At 43.6% G+C, this 20,714-nt stretch carries 23 protein-coding genes and 1 pseudogene; 17 read left to right on the forward strand and 7 right to left on the reverse strand.

What is annotated here, in order from left to right; translation table 11 throughout:
- The first annotated feature begins 26 nt into the window (after positions 1 to 26).
- The 11 genes and pseudogenes from NST79_RS07075 to NST79_RS07125 all read left to right on the forward strand — a co-directional run bounded on the left by NST79_RS07075 (position 27) and on the right by NST79_RS07125 (position 7,660).
- On the forward strand, positions 27 to 452 hold the full coding sequence (locus NST79_RS07075) for a DUF2634 domain-containing protein (protein ID WP_029317673.1): 426 nt from the start codon (positions 27 to 29) through the stop codon (positions 450 to 452).
- Positions 445 to 1,491 (forward strand): baseplate J/gp47 family protein, encoded by a 1,047-nt coding sequence (locus NST79_RS07080; RefSeq protein WP_015252271.1) that lies wholly within the window; start codon positions 445 to 447, stop codon positions 1,489 to 1,491. Before NST79_RS07075 ends, NST79_RS07080 begins: the two co-directional genes overlap by 8 nt.
- The gene (locus tag NST79_RS07085) at positions 1,475 to 2,053 is read left to right on the forward strand and encodes a YmfQ family protein (RefSeq protein ID WP_042974283.1); all 579 of its coding nucleotides are present in this window, start codon (positions 1,475 to 1,477) and stop codon (positions 2,051 to 2,053) included. The genes NST79_RS07080 and NST79_RS07085 overlap by 17 nt, the downstream gene beginning before the upstream one ends.
- Positions 2,050 to 2,322 carry a hypothetical protein gene (locus tag NST79_RS07090; protein WP_003232665.1) on the forward strand — a complete coding sequence of 91 codons (273 nt, stop codon included), beginning with the start codon at positions 2,050 to 2,052 and terminating at the stop codon, positions 2,320 to 2,322. Before NST79_RS07085 ends, NST79_RS07090 begins: the two co-directional genes overlap by 4 nt.
- Before the next feature lie 2 nt (positions 2,323 to 2,324).
- Positions 2,325 to 2,588, forward strand: a pseudogene (locus NST79_RS07095) (terminase); the annotation flags it as partial.
- 2,191 nt (positions 2,589 to 4,779) lie between these two features.
- Positions 4,780 to 5,109, forward strand: coding sequence for an XkdW family protein (locus NST79_RS07100; RefSeq protein WP_015252268.1), 330 nt, complete (start codon positions 4,780 to 4,782; stop codon positions 5,107 to 5,109).
- Entirely contained in the window at positions 5,106 to 5,270 is a 165-nt protein-coding gene (locus NST79_RS07105; protein ID WP_015252267.1) for an XkdX family protein, read from the forward strand. The genes NST79_RS07100 and NST79_RS07105 overlap by 4 nt, the downstream gene beginning before the upstream one ends.
- 46 nt (positions 5,271 to 5,316) lie before the next feature.
- Complete coding sequence (gene xepA / locus NST79_RS07110; RefSeq protein WP_212059181.1) at positions 5,317 to 6,156, forward strand: phage-like element PBSX protein XepA; 840 nt, start codon at positions 5,317 to 5,319, stop codon at positions 6,154 to 6,156.
- A gap of 52 nt (positions 6,157 to 6,208) precedes the next feature.
- Entirely contained in the window at positions 6,209 to 6,478 is a 270-nt protein-coding gene (locus NST79_RS07115; protein ID WP_015252265.1) for a hemolysin XhlA family protein, read from the forward strand.
- 12 nt (positions 6,479 to 6,490) lie between these two features.
- Positions 6,491 to 6,754, forward strand: coding sequence for a phage holin (locus tag NST79_RS07120; protein ID WP_003232653.1), 264 nt, complete (start codon positions 6,491 to 6,493; stop codon positions 6,752 to 6,754).
- Positions 6,755 to 6,766: 12 nt separating this feature from the next.
- Positions 6,767 to 7,660 carry an N-acetylmuramoyl-L-alanine amidase gene (locus tag NST79_RS07125; protein ID WP_014479567.1) on the forward strand — a complete coding sequence of 298 codons (894 nt, stop codon included), beginning with the start codon at positions 6,767 to 6,769 and terminating at the stop codon, positions 7,658 to 7,660.
- Positions 7,661 to 7,696: 36 nt separating this feature from the next.
- On the opposite strand, the gene spoIISC is transcribed toward NST79_RS07125, so the two are convergent.
- The 6 genes from spoIISC to steT all read right to left on the reverse strand — a co-directional run bounded on the left by spoIISC (position 7,697) and on the right by steT (position 12,169).
- The gene (gene spoIISC, locus NST79_RS07130) at positions 7,697 to 7,834 is read right to left on the reverse strand and encodes a three component toxin-antitoxin-antitoxin system antitoxin SpoIISC (RefSeq protein WP_003232648.1); all 138 of its coding nucleotides are present in this window, start codon (positions 7,832 to 7,834) and stop codon (positions 7,697 to 7,699) included.
- A gap of 85 nt (positions 7,835 to 7,919) precedes the next feature.
- Entirely contained in the window at positions 7,920 to 8,090 is a 171-nt protein-coding gene (gene spoIISB, locus NST79_RS07135) for a three component toxin-antitoxin-antitoxin system antitoxin SpoIISB (RefSeq protein ID WP_003232646.1), read from the reverse strand.
- Positions 8,090 to 8,836 carry a toxin-antitoxin-antitoxin system toxin SpoIISA gene (gene spoIISA, locus NST79_RS07140; RefSeq protein WP_089172519.1) on the reverse strand — a complete coding sequence of 249 codons (747 nt, stop codon included), beginning with the start codon at positions 8,834 to 8,836 and terminating at the stop codon, positions 8,090 to 8,092. Before spoIISA ends, spoIISB begins: the two co-directional genes overlap by 1 nt.
- 109 nt (positions 8,837 to 8,945) lie before the next feature.
- On the reverse strand, positions 8,946 to 9,947 hold the full coding sequence (locus tag NST79_RS07145; protein WP_003232642.1) for an inorganic phosphate transporter: 1,002 nt from the start codon (positions 9,945 to 9,947) through the stop codon (positions 8,946 to 8,948).
- 12 nt (positions 9,948 to 9,959) lie between these two features.
- A complete protein-coding gene (locus tag NST79_RS07150) occupies positions 9,960 to 10,577 on the reverse strand; it encodes a DUF47 domain-containing protein (RefSeq protein ID WP_003218470.1) in 618 nt (205 codons plus the stop codon).
- A gap of 275 nt (positions 10,578 to 10,852) precedes the next feature.
- Positions 10,853 to 12,169, reverse strand: a complete 1,317-nt coding sequence (gene steT, locus NST79_RS07155) for an amino acid permease (protein WP_212059184.1) — start codon at positions 12,167 to 12,169, stop codon at positions 10,853 to 10,855.
- 388 nt (positions 12,170 to 12,557) lie between these two features.
- On the opposite strand from steT, the gene NST79_RS07160 reads away from it, so the two are divergent.
- The 4 genes from NST79_RS07160 to NST79_RS07175 all read left to right on the forward strand — a co-directional run bounded on the left by NST79_RS07160 (position 12,558) and on the right by NST79_RS07175 (position 16,896).
- Positions 12,558 to 13,508 carry a ring-cleaving dioxygenase gene (locus NST79_RS07160; protein ID WP_003245086.1) on the forward strand — a complete coding sequence of 317 codons (951 nt, stop codon included), beginning with the start codon at positions 12,558 to 12,560 and terminating at the stop codon, positions 13,506 to 13,508.
- 100 nt (positions 13,509 to 13,608) lie between these two features.
- Positions 13,609 to 13,755, forward strand: coding sequence for a hypothetical protein (locus tag NST79_RS07165; RefSeq protein ID WP_003244977.1), 147 nt, complete (start codon positions 13,609 to 13,611; stop codon positions 13,753 to 13,755).
- A 7-nt stretch (positions 13,756 to 13,762) separates the two neighbouring features.
- On the forward strand, positions 13,763 to 15,913 hold the full coding sequence (locus NST79_RS07170) for a glycosyltransferase family 39 protein (RefSeq protein WP_212059186.1): 2,151 nt from the start codon (positions 13,763 to 13,765) through the stop codon (positions 15,911 to 15,913).
- Positions 15,914 to 15,924: 11 nt separating this feature from the next.
- Entirely contained in the window at positions 15,925 to 16,896 is a 972-nt protein-coding gene (locus NST79_RS07175) for a glycosyltransferase family 2 protein (protein ID WP_015715747.1), read from the forward strand.
- Positions 16,897 to 17,413: 517 nt separating this feature from the next.
- Here the strand turns inward: NST79_RS07175 and htrA are convergent.
- Positions 17,414 to 18,772, reverse strand: coding sequence for a trypsin-like peptidase domain-containing protein (gene htrA, locus NST79_RS07180; protein WP_212059190.1), 1,359 nt, complete (start codon positions 18,770 to 18,772; stop codon positions 17,414 to 17,416).
- Positions 18,773 to 18,940: 168 nt separating this feature from the next.
- On the opposite strand from htrA, the gene proG reads away from it, so the two are divergent.
- Together proG and dppA are read left to right on the forward strand one after the other, a co-directional pair.
- Positions 18,941 to 19,759, forward strand: coding sequence for a pyrroline-5-carboxylate reductase ProG (proG, locus tag NST79_RS07185; RefSeq protein ID WP_038428836.1), 819 nt, complete (start codon positions 18,941 to 18,943; stop codon positions 19,757 to 19,759).
- 128 nt (positions 19,760 to 19,887) lie between these two features.
- Entirely contained in the window at positions 19,888 to 20,712 is an 825-nt protein-coding gene (gene dppA / locus NST79_RS07190) for a D-aminopeptidase DppA (RefSeq protein WP_029317684.1), read from the forward strand.
- Positions 20,713 to 20,714 lie beyond the last annotated feature (2 nt).

The raw sequence follows: 20,714 nt of genomic DNA on the forward strand, positions 1-20,714 counted from the left end.
TTTAGCATGTAAAAGGAGTGGGCATCATGGCCCTGACACCAGAAGTGGAGTTTGAAGATATTGAAGATGTGAGTGAAATCATTGAAACCTCGCAAACGTACAAAATAGATTTTGAAAACGGAAGAATTACGAATGAGCTGATTACCGGACTTGAAGCGATCAGGCAGTTCGTGTATATCGCCTTACAGACAGAACGCTATGCGTATTCCATATACAGCCATAATGTCGGAAACGAGCTTCAGGACGTGCTGACCGATCATGAGACAACTGATGCCTATAAAAAGATGGAGATCCCGAGGCTGATAGAAGAGGCGCTGGTTTATGATGACCGGATATCGGCTGTAACAGATTTTGAGATTGAAAAACAAGGCGCCGCGTTTCATGTGTCCTTCGTGGTGGAGACGGATGAAGGAACGCTTGAGATTGAGGAGGTGATTGGCGAAGATGTTTGAAGATCAGACTTTTGAAGCGATTATGGAGCGTATGCTGAACAGCATTTCCGCAGATATTGATACAAGAGAAGGCAGTGTCATTTATAATGCGTTAGCCCCGGCGGCGGCCGAGCTTGCGAAGTCTTATATATGGCTGGATACTGTGCTTGAGCTAGTTTTTTCTGATACCGCACAAGGCGAATTTTTAGACAGGCGTGCAGCGGAAGCGGGAATTGAAAGAACTGCCGCGACAAAGGCTGTCAGAGCGGGAGAGTTTACATCTGGAGTTACTATTCCTGTCGGCTCCCGCTTTTACGTGGATAATCTTTATTTTCAATATACGGCAGACGGGACGCTCATCTGTGAAACTCCTGGTGAAGCGGGAAACGCCAATCTGACCGGACGCAATTTACTGTCATTGGATACCATTCCCGGTTTAGAAACGGCTATAGTCAAAGAAATCCTGATTCCGGGGCGCGAGGAAGAGGGAGATGACAGCTTGCGAGAACGGTATTTTACAAGGGTTCGGCGTGAGGCCGTCAGTGCCAATAAAATGCATTATAAAGAGTGGGCTGAAGAAGTGGACGGTGTGGGCAAGGCAAAGATCTTCCCGCTTTGGAACGGTGAAGGCACGGTCAAAATTGTCGTCACGAATGCGAATCTTGAGCCCGCTTCTCAAATTTTAATTCAAAAAGTGAAAGATTATATCGACCCTGAACCAGGGCAGGGAGAGGGACAGGCGCCAATCGGAGCCGTTGTCACAGTGGAGAGCGCGGTCTGGAAAGAAGTTGAGATTTCTGCCGAAGTGCTGCCTGAGATCAATCACTCAATTGATGAAGTGAAGTCAGAAATTGAGGAAGGCGTTTTAAATCTCTTTAAGAAAATGGCGTTTGAAGATAACGTCATCCGCCTGTCTCAAATTAACAATATCGTCTATAATTCACCATCAGTCAGTGACTACTCCAATATTCAAATCAACGGCACGTCTGAAAATCTGGTGCTGAGCGACGTGGAAATTCCTAAGCTTGGGCAGGTGAAGATCATTGAGCAAACAAGATGACATGACAGCGTATCTGCCGCCGTTTCTCACCAGCCTTAAAGAAATGGCCGAGCTGCTGAAAGCGGAAGCGCCTGAGTTTGATAAACAGAATAACAGCATATTTGATCTGACGGATCAGTTATTCGTACCGACGGCGACATGGGGGCTCAGCCGCTGGGAAAAGATTTTAAACGTACCGCGTGAATCAGGCGACACAGATGAGATCAGACGATTGCGGCTCATTTCCAAAATGTCGAACATCCCGCCAATCACATACAGGGCCATTGAGCAGGCGGTAAACCGTTTCTTGAAAAACCCGTCTGCACAGGTCCGTCTGCTTCCCGGTGAATACCGCTTTAACGTGGATATCAATGTTGATGACCTCCAGCACATGAATGAGCTGATCGAAGCGATAGAAAACATGAAACCCGCTCATTTGGCGTATACGCTCAGAGGCGGATTGAATGAGACGCTGCAAATCAAAGATACAGTCATCCTGAATCACCGCAGATACCGAACAGCCAGTGAGCTCAAGGTCGGTTATTCTGTCACTCTTAACAACAATGAGGTGGTTTTAACTTGATTTCAACCATATACAGAGAACGCACAGCGGCTGATCTAAAAAGCAGAATCGATCACGTGCTGCTCAACGGCCAAAAAACAGAAATAGTAGAGCTCGCCATTGACGGTGCGACCGTCACCGTTCTGACAAAACGTGAGGAAGACATCAAGCATATCGAAACGGTACAAATTTTTGACGAGCTGGGCAATGTGATTACAGAGAGAAAGACTGACCTGGACGTCAGCGAAAACAGAACACTCGATTTCAGATTTACTTTTGAGGTGGTGTAAACATGGCATACGAAGAAAAAACAGACTGGCTTCCGGATGATCCCATCAACGAAGATGACGTCAATCGCTGGGAAAAAGGCATAAAAGACGCCCACACAGACCTGGCCGCCCACAAAAACGACATGAACAACCCCCACAACACAACAAAGGCGCAAATCGGGCTGGGGAATGTGGATAATGTGCAGCAGGCGGCGAAGAAGGATTTTGACAAGCATGAGCAAGATCAGGTGCGGCATGTTACAGAGGAAGAGCGAGAGAAATGGAATGGGGGTCAGTTATCGAAGATTACAAAAGATGATGGTTCAGTCTTTATCAATATAGACAATGGACAAGATTTTAACAAAGCAGCTGCTGAGCAAAGGAAGTCATTTACTTTTCACACAGAAAATACAGGAGTGAATACACCTCCACAATCAACGAAAGGCATTTATTTATACTTTTCCGAAAACGACGGGGAAGCGATTGCTATGACAAATGACGGGGGAATTTGGAGAAAAACATTAACCAGCGGAGTGTGGTCCGAATGGGTATCATTCGAGACAGAAGCAGGATCTAAGAGTAAGTCTGAACAGGCTGAGGAAAATGCTAAAAATTATATAGACAAACATATTGGTAATAGCAACATTCACATCACTAATGATGAACGTGTGAAATGGAATGGTGCTCAACTCAAAAAATTGACCAAAGATAATGGTAGAAGAACTAGGGTACCTGATGGGACAGATATTCTATCATTATCAACCGGTTTTTATTATGCATTAGGTAAAAATATAGTAAACAACCCAGTTGAAGGAGATAATGCTTGGTATAACTATGATGTCATAGAGGGAGAGAGCAGCAGAAAAACAATTGTTGCTTACCAAAGCTATGAAGTGACCATTTGGATCGGAATGGTTCATACTGACGGTGAGTTCAGAGGATGGAAGCGGCTGATTACTTCAGAAGAATTAAAAAGTGAAAATATCAATAAAATTGCTGATGAGTCACTATATCAAGATGCAGCATATTCAGGTAACAATTATCCAATCGGTATTACCACCGTCAGTATTCTTCAAGGGTCTACAGGTTATCCCTATGAATTTGGTGAGGTGCTGAATATAAAATCGAGCGTATATCGATTTGCACAATTTTTCTTTTATGCCGGAAACGCAGGTCAAAAGAAAATATTTATTCGTCACTGGTATGATAGCACAGGCTGGACTGAGTTTATTACGATCCCTTCATCAGATGAACTAGAAACTGTTTTAAATACAGCAAAGCTTTATACGGACAGTCATGCTAATAACACGGAAATCCATGTCACCCAGAACGATAAAACTAAGTGGAATAACAGTCAGATTTTCAAATTGACTCAAGATGATGGAACGTTGGGAAAATTCTACAATGAAGATTTAAATAATATTATTAAAACAGGATTTTATTATATTTATTCTTCTACGACTGAATTAAATGCTCCTATTAATAGAAATGGGTATTTGCTTGTATATAATGTTGGTACCTATCCGTATCAAGAATTTACTACTTATTCGGGAGAAACAGCTTCTATTCCAGACAACAGAAGAAAATTTATCCGAAATAAAAAGCAAGATTCAGAAGAATGGACTCCGTGGATGGAGATTGAAAATTCACAAGGAGCACAGGCAAAAGCAGACAAAGCTTTAGCTGATGCTAAAACCTATGTAGATACAAATTATACAAATCAAAAATTAACCAAACTTTCAGGTTCTGATGCAATAACAGATGCTAGAACTGGAGGGGATGAGTATCCTCAGGGATTAACTTTAATAGATATTGGTCAAGGAAATAATACCGGTTATCCGCTTCGTTACGGCTTCGTGAAAAATGAGAAACACAGTGATTTTAGATTTGTTCAATATTTTTATGGCACTGGAAATGAATCTGGCAGTTACATTGATAGTACTGGTACATGGATACGGCACTGGTGGAGTGGGTCAGGCTGGACAGCTTGGCATAAAATTTCTGGATTTGCTCATGCAAATATAGGAACTACAGGCATACAGTATTTGGATAAAAAAGCCCACACAAAAATTCAATTTAACCGCAAAAGAAAAGATAGTCACAATGCATTTGATACAAAAAATAGTAGATTCGTTGCTCCTAATGATGGAATGTTTTTAGTGGGAGTTGGGCTGTATATGATAAATACACCGGCTTACATCAATTTTCATCTGAAACTCTATCTCAATGGATCATTGTATAAACCAATTGACCATAAGAGAGGGGACTTTGTTGATAAGCAAAATGAAATGTACCTTGGATTAAATGGTAATGTAACCGTTCCTATGAACAAAGGTGACTATATAGAGATCTATTGTTATTGCAATTATAGCGGTGATGATAGAAGAGGTGTATCCGATTTTAACGAGCTATACAACTATATAGACATCCAAGAACTTGGAGGACTTAACTATCCTACAGTATAAGATAGGAGGCAAAATGATGATCGCAGAAGCAATCATGTTTAAATACCCCAGTGCAGACCCAACAAGAGATTTTATCGTTCAAAATGACGGGGAAGGGTCTTATATAGCCGAGTGGAACCTGCGCGCTCCAATCCCAACACAAAAAGAACTCGAAACCTGGTGGGAGGAGCTGCAAAAAAATCCGCCGTATGAGCCGCCTGATCAGGTGGAGCTTCTCGCTCAAGAATTGTCACAAGAAAAGCTGGCACGCAAGCAGCTTGAAGAATTGAACAAAACATTAGGTAACGAGTTGTCAGATATAAAGCTATCATTACTTTCCTTGAAAGGAGATCTTGCCGAATGAATTATTGGGTGCTTGCCCTCTATTATGAGTGGGCGACAGCAGATATGGTGAAGCAGGCCTTAGCATATCAAGACTGTTCAATTGAGGATCTGGCAGAGGGTGTGAACAAAAAGCTGATCACAGCTGACCAGTATAAAGAAATTACCGGTAAAGCCATGTAGTAAGGCTTTTTTATTTTGCCTGTTTTTAGATCAAAGGAGGATGAAGATGGTGAAGTATCAATATGAATTTCCTCTCGATAAGGCTGGAAAAGCCGGCGCTGTAAAGCCCTATCGAGGAGGAAAAAATGATTTTGTGACACCTGTTTCGAATTTGTCAGGCGTAGCGGAGATTTTGACAAATGCTGCTTTAAAGGCTACTGAGGCATACAGTCAGCTCGGGCAGGACAGGCTTGGCGCAGTTCTGATTTCGAAAGTGAAGGGCTGGGCGTATGCAGATCGTGAAGGTACGCTCTTTATAGAAGAAAGTGACAATAACAATGTTTGGACAACGACAGCAGCAGTTAATGTCGCAGCAGGTGTCCTGACAGCGACGGACTGGGTATATCTTTCTAAACGCTATTACCGTTTCCGCTATGTGAACGGGAATCTTCAGCAATCTGAGTTTGTATTATACCAATCAGTCGGTGCGGGTGAGATGGATGTGCGTGTCAATGGAAAAACGCCTTTACAGATTGACTTTGCGGAGAATCAAACACACGATGGACGGCTGAAAGTCGAGGCTCGCAAAACATTTGACTTTGTCTTTCATGAAAATGCAGAGTCCGCCGGTGAGGGGGCTGCTTTACCTGTTGACGGTGCCGCGCATTTACTCGTTGAAGTCTACGGCACAGCAGAAATGAGCGAAGTCAAATTTTGGGGCAAATCGGTGTCAGGGCAGAAACTGCCGATCAGAGGCGTGAAAACTGATGATGCCATCTCTGCTTTGAGTACATTAGGAAAAGCTGAGGCATGGGCCTTCGATATTAAAGGGTTTAAGGAGCTCATCATGGAGATCGTCAGTATCACCGGCGGTACTCTCTCGGTAAAAGGGACCGCTGTTTCATAACAGTTTTGGCTCTCGGAAGGGAGGTGATCTGCATGTGAAGGAGGAGTGAATAATGCAGCAAGAGGCAGATGTGAATGTGTTTCAGCAGGACTTAGCAGACATAAAAGGCGAGCACAAAGCACTTGAGCAGAGGGTTTCCGCATTAGAACGCGTGTCTGACCGTCAAGACCAGCAAATCATGACGCTGAACGAAAAATTAAACAAAATTGAAGAAAACACCACGTGGATTAAACGCACCATCACAGGTGCCATCATTACAGCAGTGTCTACAGGCATCATTGGCGGAGCCATCGCCATTATGTACAGCCTGCTGCAGCATTAAAGGGGGATTTTCATGAACACGTTTGACAAGGGCACGGTCATCAGGACGGTGCTTCTTTTAATTGCTTTAATCAACCAGACCATGCTGATGCTCGGCAAATCACCATTGGACATTCAGGAGGAGCAGGTCAATCAGCTCGCTGACGCTCTTTATTCAGCCGGTTCCATCGCATTTACAATTGGAACGACACTTGCCGCTTGGTTTAAAAACAACTATGTAACAGAAAAAGGAAAAAAACAGCGCGACTTGTTAAGGGACAATAATCTGACGAAATAAGGAGAGATGAAAATGGTTAACATTATTCAAGACTTTATTCCGGTTGGCGCAAATAACCGTCCAGGCTACGCAATGACGCCGCTTTACATTACGGTGCACAACACAGCGAATACCGCAGTAGGAGCAGATGCTGCAGCGCATGCCCGCTATTTGAAAAATCCTGATACGACGACAAGCTGGCATTTTACAGTTGATGATACAGAAATTTATCAGCATCTGCCTTTAAATGAAAACGGCTGGCATGCGGGAGACGGAAATGGCAGCGGCAACCGGGCTTCTATTGGAATTGAAATTTGCGAAAATGCCGATGGCGATTTTGCAAAAGCAACAGCAAATGCCCAGTGGCTCATCAAAACATTAATGGCTGAACATAATATCAGTCTCGCCAATGTCGTCCCTCATAAGTATTGGTCAGGGAAGGAATGTCCGCGAAAATTGTTAGATACGTGGGATTCGTTCAAAGCAGGAATTGGGGGAGGCGGCAGCCAAACTTACGTCGTGAAACAGGGCGACACACTTACATCTATAGCGAGAGCATTTGGTGTTACGGTTGCTCAGCTGCAAGAGTGGAACAATATCGAAGACCCGAATCTTATTCGCGTTGGTCAAGTATTAATTGTAAGTGCTCCATCGTCCGCTGAAGAACCCGAGCTCTATCCGCTCCCTGATGGTATCATTCAATTGACAACACCATATACCTCAGGAGAACACGTCTTTCAGGTGCAACGAGCACTTGCGGCTCTGTATTTTTACCCTGATAAAGGCGCTGTTAACAACGGAATTGACGGCGTTTACGGACCGAAAACAGCTGACGCAGTTGCCCGTTTTCAGTCTGTTAACGGTCTAACTGCTGACGGTATCTACGGGCCTGCGACGAAAGCGAAGATCGCAGCGCAATTAAGCTGATCAAAGACCATAAAAATCCCGGAGCTGCTCCGGGATTTATTTTTTCTTCTTCAACTTTTTAATAATTCCAGCACTGCGCTCCCTCACCCGAAGCGAGTACCCGGAAAGCCCAAACCTTCCGTAATCAACAAACTTCACACGCCTCACCAATTTTTTCACTGTATCACCTGACATTATCCTCTGTTTGTATTTATTATATGTCACCCTTTAAGAAAAGGAATAAGGACAAGAGCTGTTTTCCCTTGTCCTTTTAGTGTGATCATGCTTTTTTTCGTTTATACTCGTCAATCAGCCGTTCGTTTTCTTTGAAGATTCTTGCTGTATGCGGACTGACTTGATAGCTTGCGACACTGGTGGTTGAACGTTTTTTCAGGATTTTAAACGGCTTCGCCGCTCTGGGCTCGCATCTGTTTTGAAACGCACGTTCCATTATCCTTCACCTTCCTCCTCAATTGGCAGCACCAAATCATATATGCTCGTTAATGACGTAAATAGCAAATAATCAAATTCCGTGACAATGCTGTCAGACGTCAGCTTGATGACATAGTTCTGTGTCTCGATGGTAAAAGGGATGAGAACCACTTTTCCGTATTGGTCGTAATAAACATCCTTTCGATCGAGCCGTGTTTGTACATCTGCCGGATCATCCATATGCTCGGTTAACCGGTCTTTATCAGCCTGTGTCGAATAGTGGCAAAGAGAAGCCGTTAAGTTCATTTTATCAGCATAGGTTTTCAGCAGCTTATCAATACCTTCAGCATAAGCATCTATACTTCCATAATAAACATGGATCGGTTCGTTTTTCAATAGGTATTGGTATGTTTTCAGCCGATTGAGGTACATGTGGAGCATTTCGTTGTTTTCTTCAAGAATTTCTCTTGTGTCTGTTTCAAGCTCGCTGCCGGCCAGTTTTTTGACGTATGCACTTAAGAAGATAAAAGCATCAATCAAAGCAAAACTGACTGCGACAATGAGATACCGTTCCCAGTGGGTAAATAGGGAAGTGGGCTCATATGTCCAGTATACCATAGCGCCCAGAACAAACAGCAAATACCAAGTTTTCCGGATGGCGAACATTTTTTCTTTGACCTTCGCTTCGAAACGCCACGTGGCATACACGTATAACCCCAGTCCGGCCACGATGCACCAGACCATGATCTGAAAGAATAAAACCATATTCGAATCCCTCACATCTGAAATAGGTTCTGCTTATTGTATTCGAGAGATCCGGATGGTTTTCCTGTTCCATCAAAAAAACCGCTCCTTTGACAGAAGCGGTGTGACATTAAAATATCATATTTAAAATAAAGTAGGCGATGGCACCAAGTGTCGCTGAAATCGGAAGCGTGATGACCCATGTAATGAGCATTCGCTTGGCCGTACCCCAGTTTACGCCTTTTACCCGGTGTGACGCACCGACGCCAAGAATTGATGAAGAAATGACGTGGGTTGTACTGACCGGCAAATGAATAAACGTGGCGCCGAAAATAATGGCTGCTCCGGTTAAGTCAGCGGAAACACCGTTTACCGGACGGATTTTCATGATCTTTCCGCCAACGGTTTTGATGATTTTCCAGCCGCCGATTGATGTTCCGAGACCCATGGCTGTCGCGCAGGCGAATTGCACCCAGGTAGGAATATCATTAGCAGAAGTATGTAAATTCGCTGTGATGAGAGCCATTGTGATAATTCCCATTGCTTTTTGCGCATCGTTTGTTCCGTGTGTATACGATTGCAGGGCAGCTGTTACAATCTGCACTCTGCGGAATTGCTTATTCGTTTTCGCCAAGTTGCTGTCTTTGAAAATCAGCTTAACGATGCTATAAAGAATAAAACCAAGGACAAAGGCAATAATTGGTGATAGAATCAGTGCTTCAATGATTTTAATGAAGCCCTTATAGTTTAACGCTGCAAATCCGGCTGCCGCAATGGCTGCACCGGCAATAGCGCCGATGATGGCATGGGATGAGCTGCTTGGGATACCGTAGTACCATGTGATAAGGTTCCAGGCAATTGCAGCGAGTAGCGCAGCCAAAATGACAACAGAGCCATTTTCCAGCGTATAAGGATCTACGATGTCTTTCGTAATGGTTTTGGCAACACCTGTAAACGTCATTGCTCCGACAAAGTTCATCACAGCAGCCAATATAATGGCATGGCGTGGTTTTAACGCTTTTGTTGATACCGAAGTCGCAATTGCGTTTGCCGTATCATGAAACCCGTTGATGAAATCAAACGCCAGAGCACAAATGACTATTAGTATCGTTAATATTAATAGAATATCCATTTTTACCCCTCGTTACGCGTTTTTCATAATGATGGTTTCAAGATTATTGGCAACACTTTGACAAGAGTCGGCGATTTCTTCAAGCGTTTCGTATATTTCACGATATTGAATGACTTTGATTGGATCTGTTTCATTTCCGAAAAGATTCTTTAATGATTTTCTGTGCAAGTTGTCACAACTGTGCTCATACTCTTTAATTTTGATTGCGTGAGGCTGAATATCCTTTAAGCGATTTTCTGCCAGCAGCTCGATCGTAATCAAAATCTCTTTCGCACATTCTCTGATATATCCGCTGAATTTATCAATATGCTCGTCTGATGAAGTAATTGAGAAAATCTCCATCATGGCAGAGAAATGTTCGATTCCGTCAAGCACATCATCCAAGCTGTTTGTCAGCTGAAGGATATCTTCGCGCTCAATAGGAGTGATGAACGCTTTGTTAAGCTCTTTAATCATGACATGAACATGATTGTCACCTTTTGTTTCATATTCCTTTAACGTATCTGCAAATTCTTTAAGAGTCGTTTGGTTAGTGACCTTAAAATTCACAAAATATTCTGCAGTTTCGTCTATGTTCTTTGCAATTTCTGTTAAAAGGAGTGAGAACTTATCTTTTTTTCTTCTTATCATTAAAAACCCTCCATAGTTTGAATGAACAATGCACACATCAAATTATTATATAGCCTTTTGTCGAAAAAAAACAGGTAAAGTCGAAAAAAACGTATCTTGACTTTTTTGATAAATCGTGTCTCCTTATTTTGACCTACTTCGCTTTAAAAAAACGACCCAAGTTTGCAAAAACTTTCTGCTTAACGTAAAAAGTATATCAAAAGTTGTGTTTTTCCTGTCAACTTTTATCTTCTGTTTCACCAAAAAACGGTTCCCTAAACAAGGGAACCGTTTTATCAGCTTGCTTTTCGTTTTTTCATCCCGTAATAAACAGGCAGTCCGGCAAGGCCGATGAGGATGGATAATCCGCAGCTCATTGTATCTGTAATGAGTGTGCTGCCTAACACAAAGAAGGAGCCCGCGATTGCCAGAATTGGCATAAATGGATAAAGCGGAACACTGTAGGCGCGCTTTTTTCCCTTTGCTCGCTTGCGGAGAATAAACACTGCAAAAAAGGCCATCACATAAAAAATGTAGATCATGAAAATGGAGATTTCTGAGAGCTTATCAGGGTTGCTGATCAGCATCATAATCAAAGCCAAAGCAATTTGAAAAGAAATCGCAATCCATGGTGTGCGGAACGACGGGTGTACATGTGACAGTTTTTCAGCAAATGGAAGCTGTTTGCGTTCCGCCATTGCAAATGAAACACGCGGGAAAGAAAGCACCTTTCCATTTAAGCACCCAAAGATGCTGACGATAATCCCTACACTGATCAGCTTTCCGCCAATTGAACCGAACAGCATGGTTGCAACGGTGCTTGTCGCATTTTCACCAAGCGTGACAATTTCGTTCGCTGACAGGATGTGAAGCAATGCAAAATTAATGAAAATATAGATCGCCGTTACAATTAATAATCCGCCCGTCATAGCGCGTGGCAGCAGCTTTTCGGGATTTTTCATTTCTCCGCCGAGAGCGGCAAGGAGAATCCATCCGTCATAAGCAAACAACGTAGCTAAAATAGCCGCCCCGAAGTTCATATCAGAAATGCTTTCGTTTACTGCTGTGAAGATGTGCTGATCGCCTTTCCAAAGGCCAAAGACGATGATGCAGGCAATCGGAATCAGTTTTCCGATCGTTGTCAGCGTTTGGACAAAACCGCCGTATTTTGTACCGATAATATTAATGACGCATAAAAAGAGAACTGCTATAATTCCAATGACTTTTGATAGTCCAGATCCCCAGCCGAAAAGATTCGCCATTAAAGATCCAAAATATAAACCCAGCGCGCCAATAATCGCCGGGCCGTAAATGATAATCTGCACCCAGCCGCACAAAAATCCCCAAAACTCGCCGTACACTTCTTCAAGGTACGTATAAAGCCCGCCGGTTTTTGGAATCTGCGTTCCGATTTCCGCGATTGTCAAACCGCCCGCCAGTGTTAAAATACCGCCTAACAGCCAGGCGAAAAGCGCCATTTTTGAATCACCTGAATAAGCAAGCACAGCGCCGGGCTTCATAAAAACACCAGAACCGATAATGGTTCCGATGACAAGAGTAAGGGCAAACAAGAGGCCTATCTCTTTTTTCAAACCGTTGTCTTCAGTATGCATGTCCTTAACCTCCTATGATGTTGAAGCTTCATGTTGAAGAATCTATTTTTTCATATTGTAAACCCTATTTTAGAAAAGTGAAATAAAATAAATTTTCTGATTTTCGAAATTTGCTTTGTGTACAGCAGATAAAACTGTAGAAATACCTGTTTTAATGGTCTATAAACGAATAAAATTCATAATTTTTATTTACAAAGTTCGTGTTTTCTGTATTAGGATTTTAGCCGGTACAGAGGGGAGATGAGAATTCAGAAAATGAACGAACCTTCGGTGAAGCTGATATGTTGACTTTCTCATGCGAATAAAATACTTTGTTATTAGAACAATAAATATACAATTATGATATGATATCTCGAAATCGAGATAAAATAACCCGGAGGGACAGCATATGAAAGTTAACGGCATTCACCACGTATCGGCATTAACGGCCGACGCACAAAAAAACTTGGATTTCTATAAGAAAGTATTAGGATTAAAGCTCGTCAAAAAATCCGTCAATCAGGATGAACCGACAATGTACCATCTGTTCTACGGAGATGAAGTGGCAAACCCGGGAACTGAGCTGACGTTTTTCGAGATTCCCCGCATTGCACCGTTTCATGCGGGAACAAACAGTATTTCTTCTATTGGATTGCGCGTTCCAGGCACAGAAGCCCTGCATTACTGGAAAGAACGTTTTGAAGAGCAGCAAGTAACGCACAGCGGCATCTCCAAAAGAGCCGGACGTGACATATTGGCATTTCAAGATCATGAGGGGCAGCGACTTGTGCTGACTGCTGATGAGGAAGGAAAAGGATATGGCCTGCCTGTTAAACAGAGCGGCATTCCGGAAGAATTTTCGTTTCGCGGGTTAGGGCCGGTTGAACTGACTGTGCCATATGCTGAACCAACTTTACACGTATTGACGAATATTCTTGGATTTACAGAAATCAGCCGTGAACCAGTCGAAGGGCAAGGAACCGCCGTTATTCTGGAATCAGGAGAAGGCGGTGCTGCAACGGAAATCCATTTAATAGAAAGAAACGATCTTCCGCGAGAGCGTCAAGGCAAAGGGAGTGTTCACCACGTCGCATTTCGGGTAAGAGATGAAGAAGAACTTGCCGGGTGGCACCGGATCATCAGCCGCGAAGGCTTTAGCAATTCAGGCATAGTTGAGCGCTACTATTTCAAGGCGCTGTATTTCAGAGAACCGAACGGCATTTTGTTCGAGTTATCAACAGACGGACCGGGCTTTATGGTAGATGAAAATCTTGATGAGCTTGGCCAAACGATTGCTCTTCCGCCATATCTAGAGCATCGAAGAGCAGAAATTGAAGCAAAATTGAAACCGATCCAATAAATTGTGATTCTTTTGCCTTCCGGCGCCGCCGGAGGGCTTTTTTTATTACCATAATTAATTTTGACCTAAACAGCATGCCTTATTAGGGAGGAAATATCAGATGCTGATTGGGAGAAATGGCTTAAAACCCTTTGCAAATATGGGTGATTGGTATGGAATGGCCTCGGCAAAAATATTGTCTTTGTTTATTAATAGTTTATTCATATTTGCTTGTTACACTATTTCAAAGTTAGACAAAAAGGAGTGAAAAATAAGTGGAAAAGAAAAAACGCGAGCTGGATATCGTCCTCCTCCTCATTTTGCTCGCATCTGCATTCTTAAATATCTATAACATCTGGAATGATGATACGGTGAATCCTTATTACACCGCTGCAGTCACAAGTATGATGCAAAGCTTTCATAATTTTTTCTATGCCTCATTCGACGCGGCGGGGTTTATAACGGTTGATAAACCGCCCATTACGTTCCAGATACAAACCATCAGCGCACTTATATTCGGTATGCACGGCTGGAGCGTCATCCTGCCTCAGGCACTTGCTGGTGTAGGTTCTGTCCTTTTAATGTATCTGTTAATAAAACCGACATTCGGTAAGACAGCAGCAAGAATTGCCTCTTTCATCATGGCATGTACACCGATTGCTGTAGCTGTAGCACGTACAAACAATGTTGATGCATTACTGGTATTTTTCTTATTGCTTGCTACATGGCTTCTCTTTAAAGCGATCAGAAAAGGAAAGCTGATCTGGCTGTTAGCAGCATTTTTCGTTGTTGGAGTAGGTTTTAATACAAAAATGCTGCAGGCTTACATGATTTTACCGGCTTTCTTATTGTTCTATCTGATTGCGGCAAACGCCACAATCAAGAAAAAAATCGTTTCATTGGTAAGTGCGTTAGCCGTATTAGCAGCCGTTTCGTTATCGTGGCCGCTCATTGTTGACAATATCCCTGCAAGCAAGCGGCCTTATATTGGAAGCAGCCAAACCAACTCTGTTTTGGAATTGGCTTTCGGATATAACGGGATTCAGCGGCTGACAGGCCAAAATTCAGGCGGCGGCCAGGGTGTGCCAAACAAAGACGCTTCAAAAGAAATGTCTTCTTCTGATAACACTCAAGCACCGCCTAATCAGTCATCAAGCAGCAGCTCATCAAATGATGACAAAGCTTCAAATGGCAATATGGCGGCGCCTCCATCCAATGGCCAAATGCCAAGCGGCGGTCAAGGAGGCCCTCCAAGCGGCGGAGATGGCGGCCAAGGCGGACCTGGCGGAGACGGAGGGAAAGGCGGTACAGGAACCGGTTCTAAAATGCAATCAGGTTCAGGGATGTTTGGAACGGGAACACCTGGTCCACTGCGGCTTTTCCAAACAGAGTTATCTGATCAAATCAGCTGGCTTCTGCCATTTGCGATATTTGGAATCGCTGGCTTACTGATCGCAGGCGCGAGAGAAAGAAGAAGATTATCTGTAGAGCAGAAGGAAACGGTGTTCTGGGTTGCGTGGCTTGTACCGATTGCCGGATTCTTCAGTGTCGCAGAATTTTTCCATCATTATTATCTCATCATGCTGGCACCGCCGATTGCGGCTCTTGTCGGTGCGGGATGGGTTGCCCTTGTTCATCTGTATCGCAATCAGACAGGCTGGAAAGCATGGCTTTTGCCGGGAGCAATTATTGCGACAACTGGATTTGAATTGTTTATTCTCAGAAACTACAACGATCAAATCGGTGCAGGCTGGAGCATCGGTGTAGGTATTATCGGCGCGTTGTCAGCGATTGCTTTGCTGCTGTTTAAACAGCGCCAAAAACCGTTCAGTTATTATGTTTCACTTGCAGCTCTCCTCGCATTGCTGGTGATGCCAGTTTATTGGGCAAGTACGCCACTTCTGTACGGAGGCAACAGCTCACTGCCTGAAACAGGCCCTCAGCTCGCATCAATGGGCGGAAAAGGCATGGGAATGTCTGATGCGACTGTAAATGAAAAACTGATCAAATATCTAGAGGAGAATAACTCCGGAGCTGAATACCTATTTGCCACAACCGATTCGAACACAGCGGCACCATATATCATTAAAACGAAAAAAGCTGTCATGGCTATTGGCGGATACAGCGGTTCTGACCCGGCGATCACACTGACTCAATTCAAAAAACTTGTAAAAGAAGGAAAAGTGAAATACTTCTTGGCTTCTGGAATGGGAAGAGGCGGAAACAATGACATTGTTGAATGGGTTGAGAAAAATGGAAAAGAAGTAGCATCAGAAAAATGGCAATCAAGTTCTGATCAAAAAACAGAAAATACTGATTCGGCTGATACATCAAGCAGCAAGGCTTCAGGTGAAAACGTCAAAATGGGCGGACCTGGCGGAATGAATCAGTCAGCAACATTATACGAACTACATGCTGATGAATAGGAGGCAAAAACATGAGCAGACATATTCAATATTCAATTGTTGTACCTGTGTATAATGAAGAGCTTGTCATTCATGAAACCTATCAGCGCTTAAAAGAGGTCATGGATCAAACGAAGGAAAACTACGAGCTGCTTTTTGTCAACGATGGCAGCAAAGACCGCAGTATTGAGATTTTAAGAGAGCACAGCCTGATCGATCCGAGAGTGAAAATTATTGATTTTTCAAGGAATTTTGGACACCAGATCGCCATTACGGCGGGTATGGATTATGCACAGGGGAATGCAATCGTCGTCATTGACGCCGATTTGCAGGACCCTCCTGAACTGATTTTAGATATGATTGAAAAGTGGAAGGAAGGCTATGAGGTCGTGTACGCCGTGCGGACTAAACGAAAAGGGGAAACCTTTTTCAAAAAACAAACCGCGGCTATGTTTTACCGGCTTCTCAGCGGTATGACAGATATTGATATCCCGATTGATACGGGGGATTTTCGTCTCATGGACAGAAAAGTCTGTGATGAAATGAAGAGATTAAAAGAAAAAAATCCATTTGTCAGAGGGCTAGTCAGCTGGGTGGGCTTTAAACAGACAGCGGTCGAGTATGTACGTGATGAAAGGCTTGCCGGAGAAACAAAGTACCCGCTCAAGAAAATGCTGAAGCTGTCAATGGACGGCATCACGACATTTTCACATAAACCGCTGAAGCTGGCAAGCTATGCGGGGATTTTAATGTCAGGTGCTGGATTTCTGTATATGTTTATCGTGCTGTATCTGAAGCTATTCACAGACAGCACGATTACCGGCTGGTCATCACTTATTGTGATCCAGCTCCTGTTCAGCGGCATTGTCCTTCTGATTTTGGGCGTGATCGGCGAATATATCGGCAGAATCTACGATGAAGCCAAAGACAGGCCGCTTTACATCGTCCAAAAATCGTATGGAATTGAAAATAAAAGACTCTATAGAGACCAGCATATGTCATAACCTCAAACCCCCTGTCCGTAATGGACAGGGGGTTTTTATGCTCTGAGCCCGATCTAAAGCAAAAGATGCTGATAGATATATGGAAATTGGGTAAAGAAGAGATTGTGAGCTTGTACTGCGGTTCAGTCATGCCGAAATAAAAACAGCAAAACTTAAAGATTTCGTCATCGGCTTTGCTGCATGTCAGCTGTTATATTGGGGGGCTTTTAAGAAACGCATGATTAGAGCCGTACCAGTTATGTTTAATAGAATACTGGTACCCAATACAATTCCCCACGTCAACGTCGATTCAGAGAGAAGAAAGCTCAGTAAAAGAAAAGCCAATCCTGCGCAGATCATACTCAGTCCCACGGTTTTCATGTTCATGCCTCCTAGCAAACGATGTTTCTAGCATCTGATGTGAATGATGTCAATCTGTATGATATACGGATATCTCGTCAGAAAGTTTCATAGAACAATTAGGTCTTTTATCTAATAAAAAGCCTCAGACCGCTTTTGCGGCCTGAGGCATTATGTTTTACGAAGTTTTCTCTTCTTTTTGATCAAGTTTAATTTTTTTCGTCATTTCTTTGCCGTTTCGGAGAATTTTCACTTCAACGGTATCACCGATCTTTGCGTCTTTATATAAGATATTGCGCAATTCACTGCCTGTATCAATTTCTTTACCTTTTAGGCCGATGATAATATCCTCCGCTTTTAATCCGGCCTTTTCAGCAGGAGAGCCTGAAGCGACCTCACGGATGTAAACACCTTTATTCAGCTGGCTGCCGAACAGGCCGAGTGTGCCTTCTTGGTAATTTTGCGGCACTTGTTCCAGATCAAGCATGCTGACACCGATATATGGACGTTCAATTTGTCCTTTAGAGAGCAGTTCTTCAGCAATCGGTTTTACGTCATTGCTTGGAATGGCAAATCCGATGCCCTCAACATCATCCTCACTGATTTTCATACTGTTAATGCCGACGATTTTGCCGTCTGTATTTAACAAAGGACCGCCGCTGTTACCTGGATTAATTGCTGCGTCTGTCTGAATGACGTTAATGCTCGTTTCGCCGGCTGATGTAGACATTGAAACCGTTCTGTCCACGCCGCTTACAATTCCTTGTGTTACTGTGCGGGACAGATCTTTTCCAAGCGGATCCCCAATCGCAATAACGGTCTCGCCTGTTCTGAGATCAGATGAATCACCGAAGTTTGCCACTTTTGTGACGTGGTCATCACTGATTTGGAGGACGGCTAAATCAGTTAACGAGTCACTGCCTACCAGCTTTGCAGTAACCTCAGTGCCATCATATAAAGATACCTTCAGTGATGATGCCCCTTCTACGACGTGGTTATTTGTAATGATATAAGCCTTGCCATTCTCTTTTTTGAAAATGACACCTGACCCTGAACCGCTTTCTGTATCTTTACTGGAATCAGAAGAACTAGAGCCGAACAAAGAGCTGTTTGATTGTGCCTGAAGATTTGTAATACCGACAATCGCTGGTGAAAGGTCTTCTACCATATCTGAGATTTTAGAAGAGTCCTCGCTCTTGAATGCAGATGAGCTGCTTGAGCTTGATGAGCTTTTTTTAGATTCAGAGGAGGTGCTTGTTGCTGTAACAGATTGCGTTTGCTGCTGGCTGGATGATTGTTTTGCAGTGTCCTGAGAATCATGGTCGCCAAGCGGTGTAAACGTGTAAATGCCAAGGGCAAGACTGCCGCCGATCACTCCGCCAAGCAACGGTCTGAACCATCCGAATCCTCGTTTTTTCTTCTCCTGATCATGAATGACATTGCGGGCCGAGTAGGAGGCGCTCTGATCGTTCTCTTTCGTTAAAAAGACCTCATTCTCATTACCTTTCGTTCTGTTTTCATCACGATAGTTATCCATCATGTTCACTCCGTTTCTCTATTTTCACATGTCTATTTATATTGATAGGTTTATGACTTGAGTTTATCATAAACAAAAACTGTGGGATAAAAATGAAAAGATTATGGGAAATTGTGAAAAAGTGCGGAAAACGGTACACTTCATATTGTATATGAAAGGACTGAGTCGATGGAACAGATTGGATTGATTGGATATGGCAGCATGGCGGATATGATTGCCAGACAGCTGTTGAAACATGAACAAATAAAAGAGAATGAGCTATTTATTGAGACGAGAACGAAGGGGGAGCGGCTGCGGGCACTCATGTCAGATTATCCAAACGTATCGGCTGATCCGTTGGAGAATTGGGCAAATACGTGCCAATTGATTTTGATATGCGTCCCGCCGCTCCATGTCATCGAAACAATGCGCCGTCTGCACCCGTATGTGAACAGAAATACTCACATCGTATCCATAGCTGCCGGTGTGCCGCTGCGTCTTTTGGAGGCAGAAACAGAAGCCGGTATCTCACGTGTTATTCCTGCCATTACGTCCGAAGCAGAAGCTGGCATCTCACTTGTCGTTCACAGTGAAGCACTGGCTGCAGAGAAAAAAGAACGTCTGAATGAATTGTTATCGGTTTTCAGCCGTGTACGAGAAATCAAAGAATCGAATTTAGATGCGGCCAGCAATTTAACGAGCTCGGCACCGGGGTTCATAGCTGCAATCTTTGAAGAGCTGGCACTGTCTGCCGTCAGAAACAGCAGCCTGTCCAAAGAAGAAGCCTTTGATTTTCTGATTCATTCGCTATACGGAACTGGCAAGGTGCTGATCGAAAAAAATATGTCTTTCGAGGAGACGCTGGAACGTGTCGCAACCAAAGGCGGAATAACGGGAGAGGGAGCTGAGGTGATACGCGCCTCTGTGCCGGACGTTTTTGATGAGGTGTTTGAAAGAACCCTGAAAAAATATGAACTGCTTACAGAACAGGTTGGTAAACAGACATGAATCCTTGAAAGAGGATTCTTTTTTTATCACTGAATGATTGAGATTTTTCCCAGTTATATTGCATTTTTCCTCTTTTTTTAATATAATCTGTTAGAATATTCATAATTTAGTAAAAAAGGAGGAGCGTTATGAAATTGTACATGTCAGTAGATATGGAAGGTATTTCGGGTCTTCCGGACGATACCTTTGTGGATTCCGGCAAGCGGAATTATGAACGCGGACGGCTTATCATGACTGAAGAAGCAAACTACTGTATTGCTGAAGCGTTTAACAGCGGGTGTACCGAGGTGCTGGTCAATGACAGTCATTCGAAGATGAATAATCTGATGGTTGAAAAGCTTCACCCTGAAGCAGACTTGATTTCTGGTGACGTCAAACCATTTTCAATGGTGGAGGGACTGGATGATACGTTTACAGGCGCTTTGTTTCTCGGTTATCATGCGAGAGCCTCGACTCCCGGTGTCATGTCACACAGCATGATTTTCGGCGTCCGTCATTTTTACATAAACGATCGGCCTGTCGGTGAGCTTGGATTAAATGCATACGTTGCCGGTTATTATGGTGTCCCGGTATTAATGGTAGCCGGGGATGACCGGGCGGCAAAGGAAGCGGAAGAGCTTATCCCGAACGTGACAACAGCCGCAGTCAAACAAACCATTTCAAGATCCGCAGTGAAGTGCTTGTCGCCTGCGAAAGCCGGACGGCTGTTGACAGAAAAAACTGCGTTTGCCCTGCAAAACAAGGACAAAGTCAAGCCGCTCACACCGCCTGACAGGCCGGTTCTGAGCATTGAATTCGCCAATTATGGCCAAGCAGAATGGGCGAATCTGATGCCGGGAACGGAAATCAAGACGGGAACTACAACCGTTCAATTTCAGGCGAAGGACATGCTTGAAGCCTATCAGGCGATGCTTGTCATGACTGAGCTTGCGATGCGGACATCATTCTGCTAAAG

Source organism: Bacillus sp. PS196, from assembly GCF_037963555.1.
In the GTDB taxonomy this organism is placed as follows: Bacteria; Bacillota; Bacilli; order Bacillales; family Bacillaceae; genus Bacillus; species Bacillus subtilis.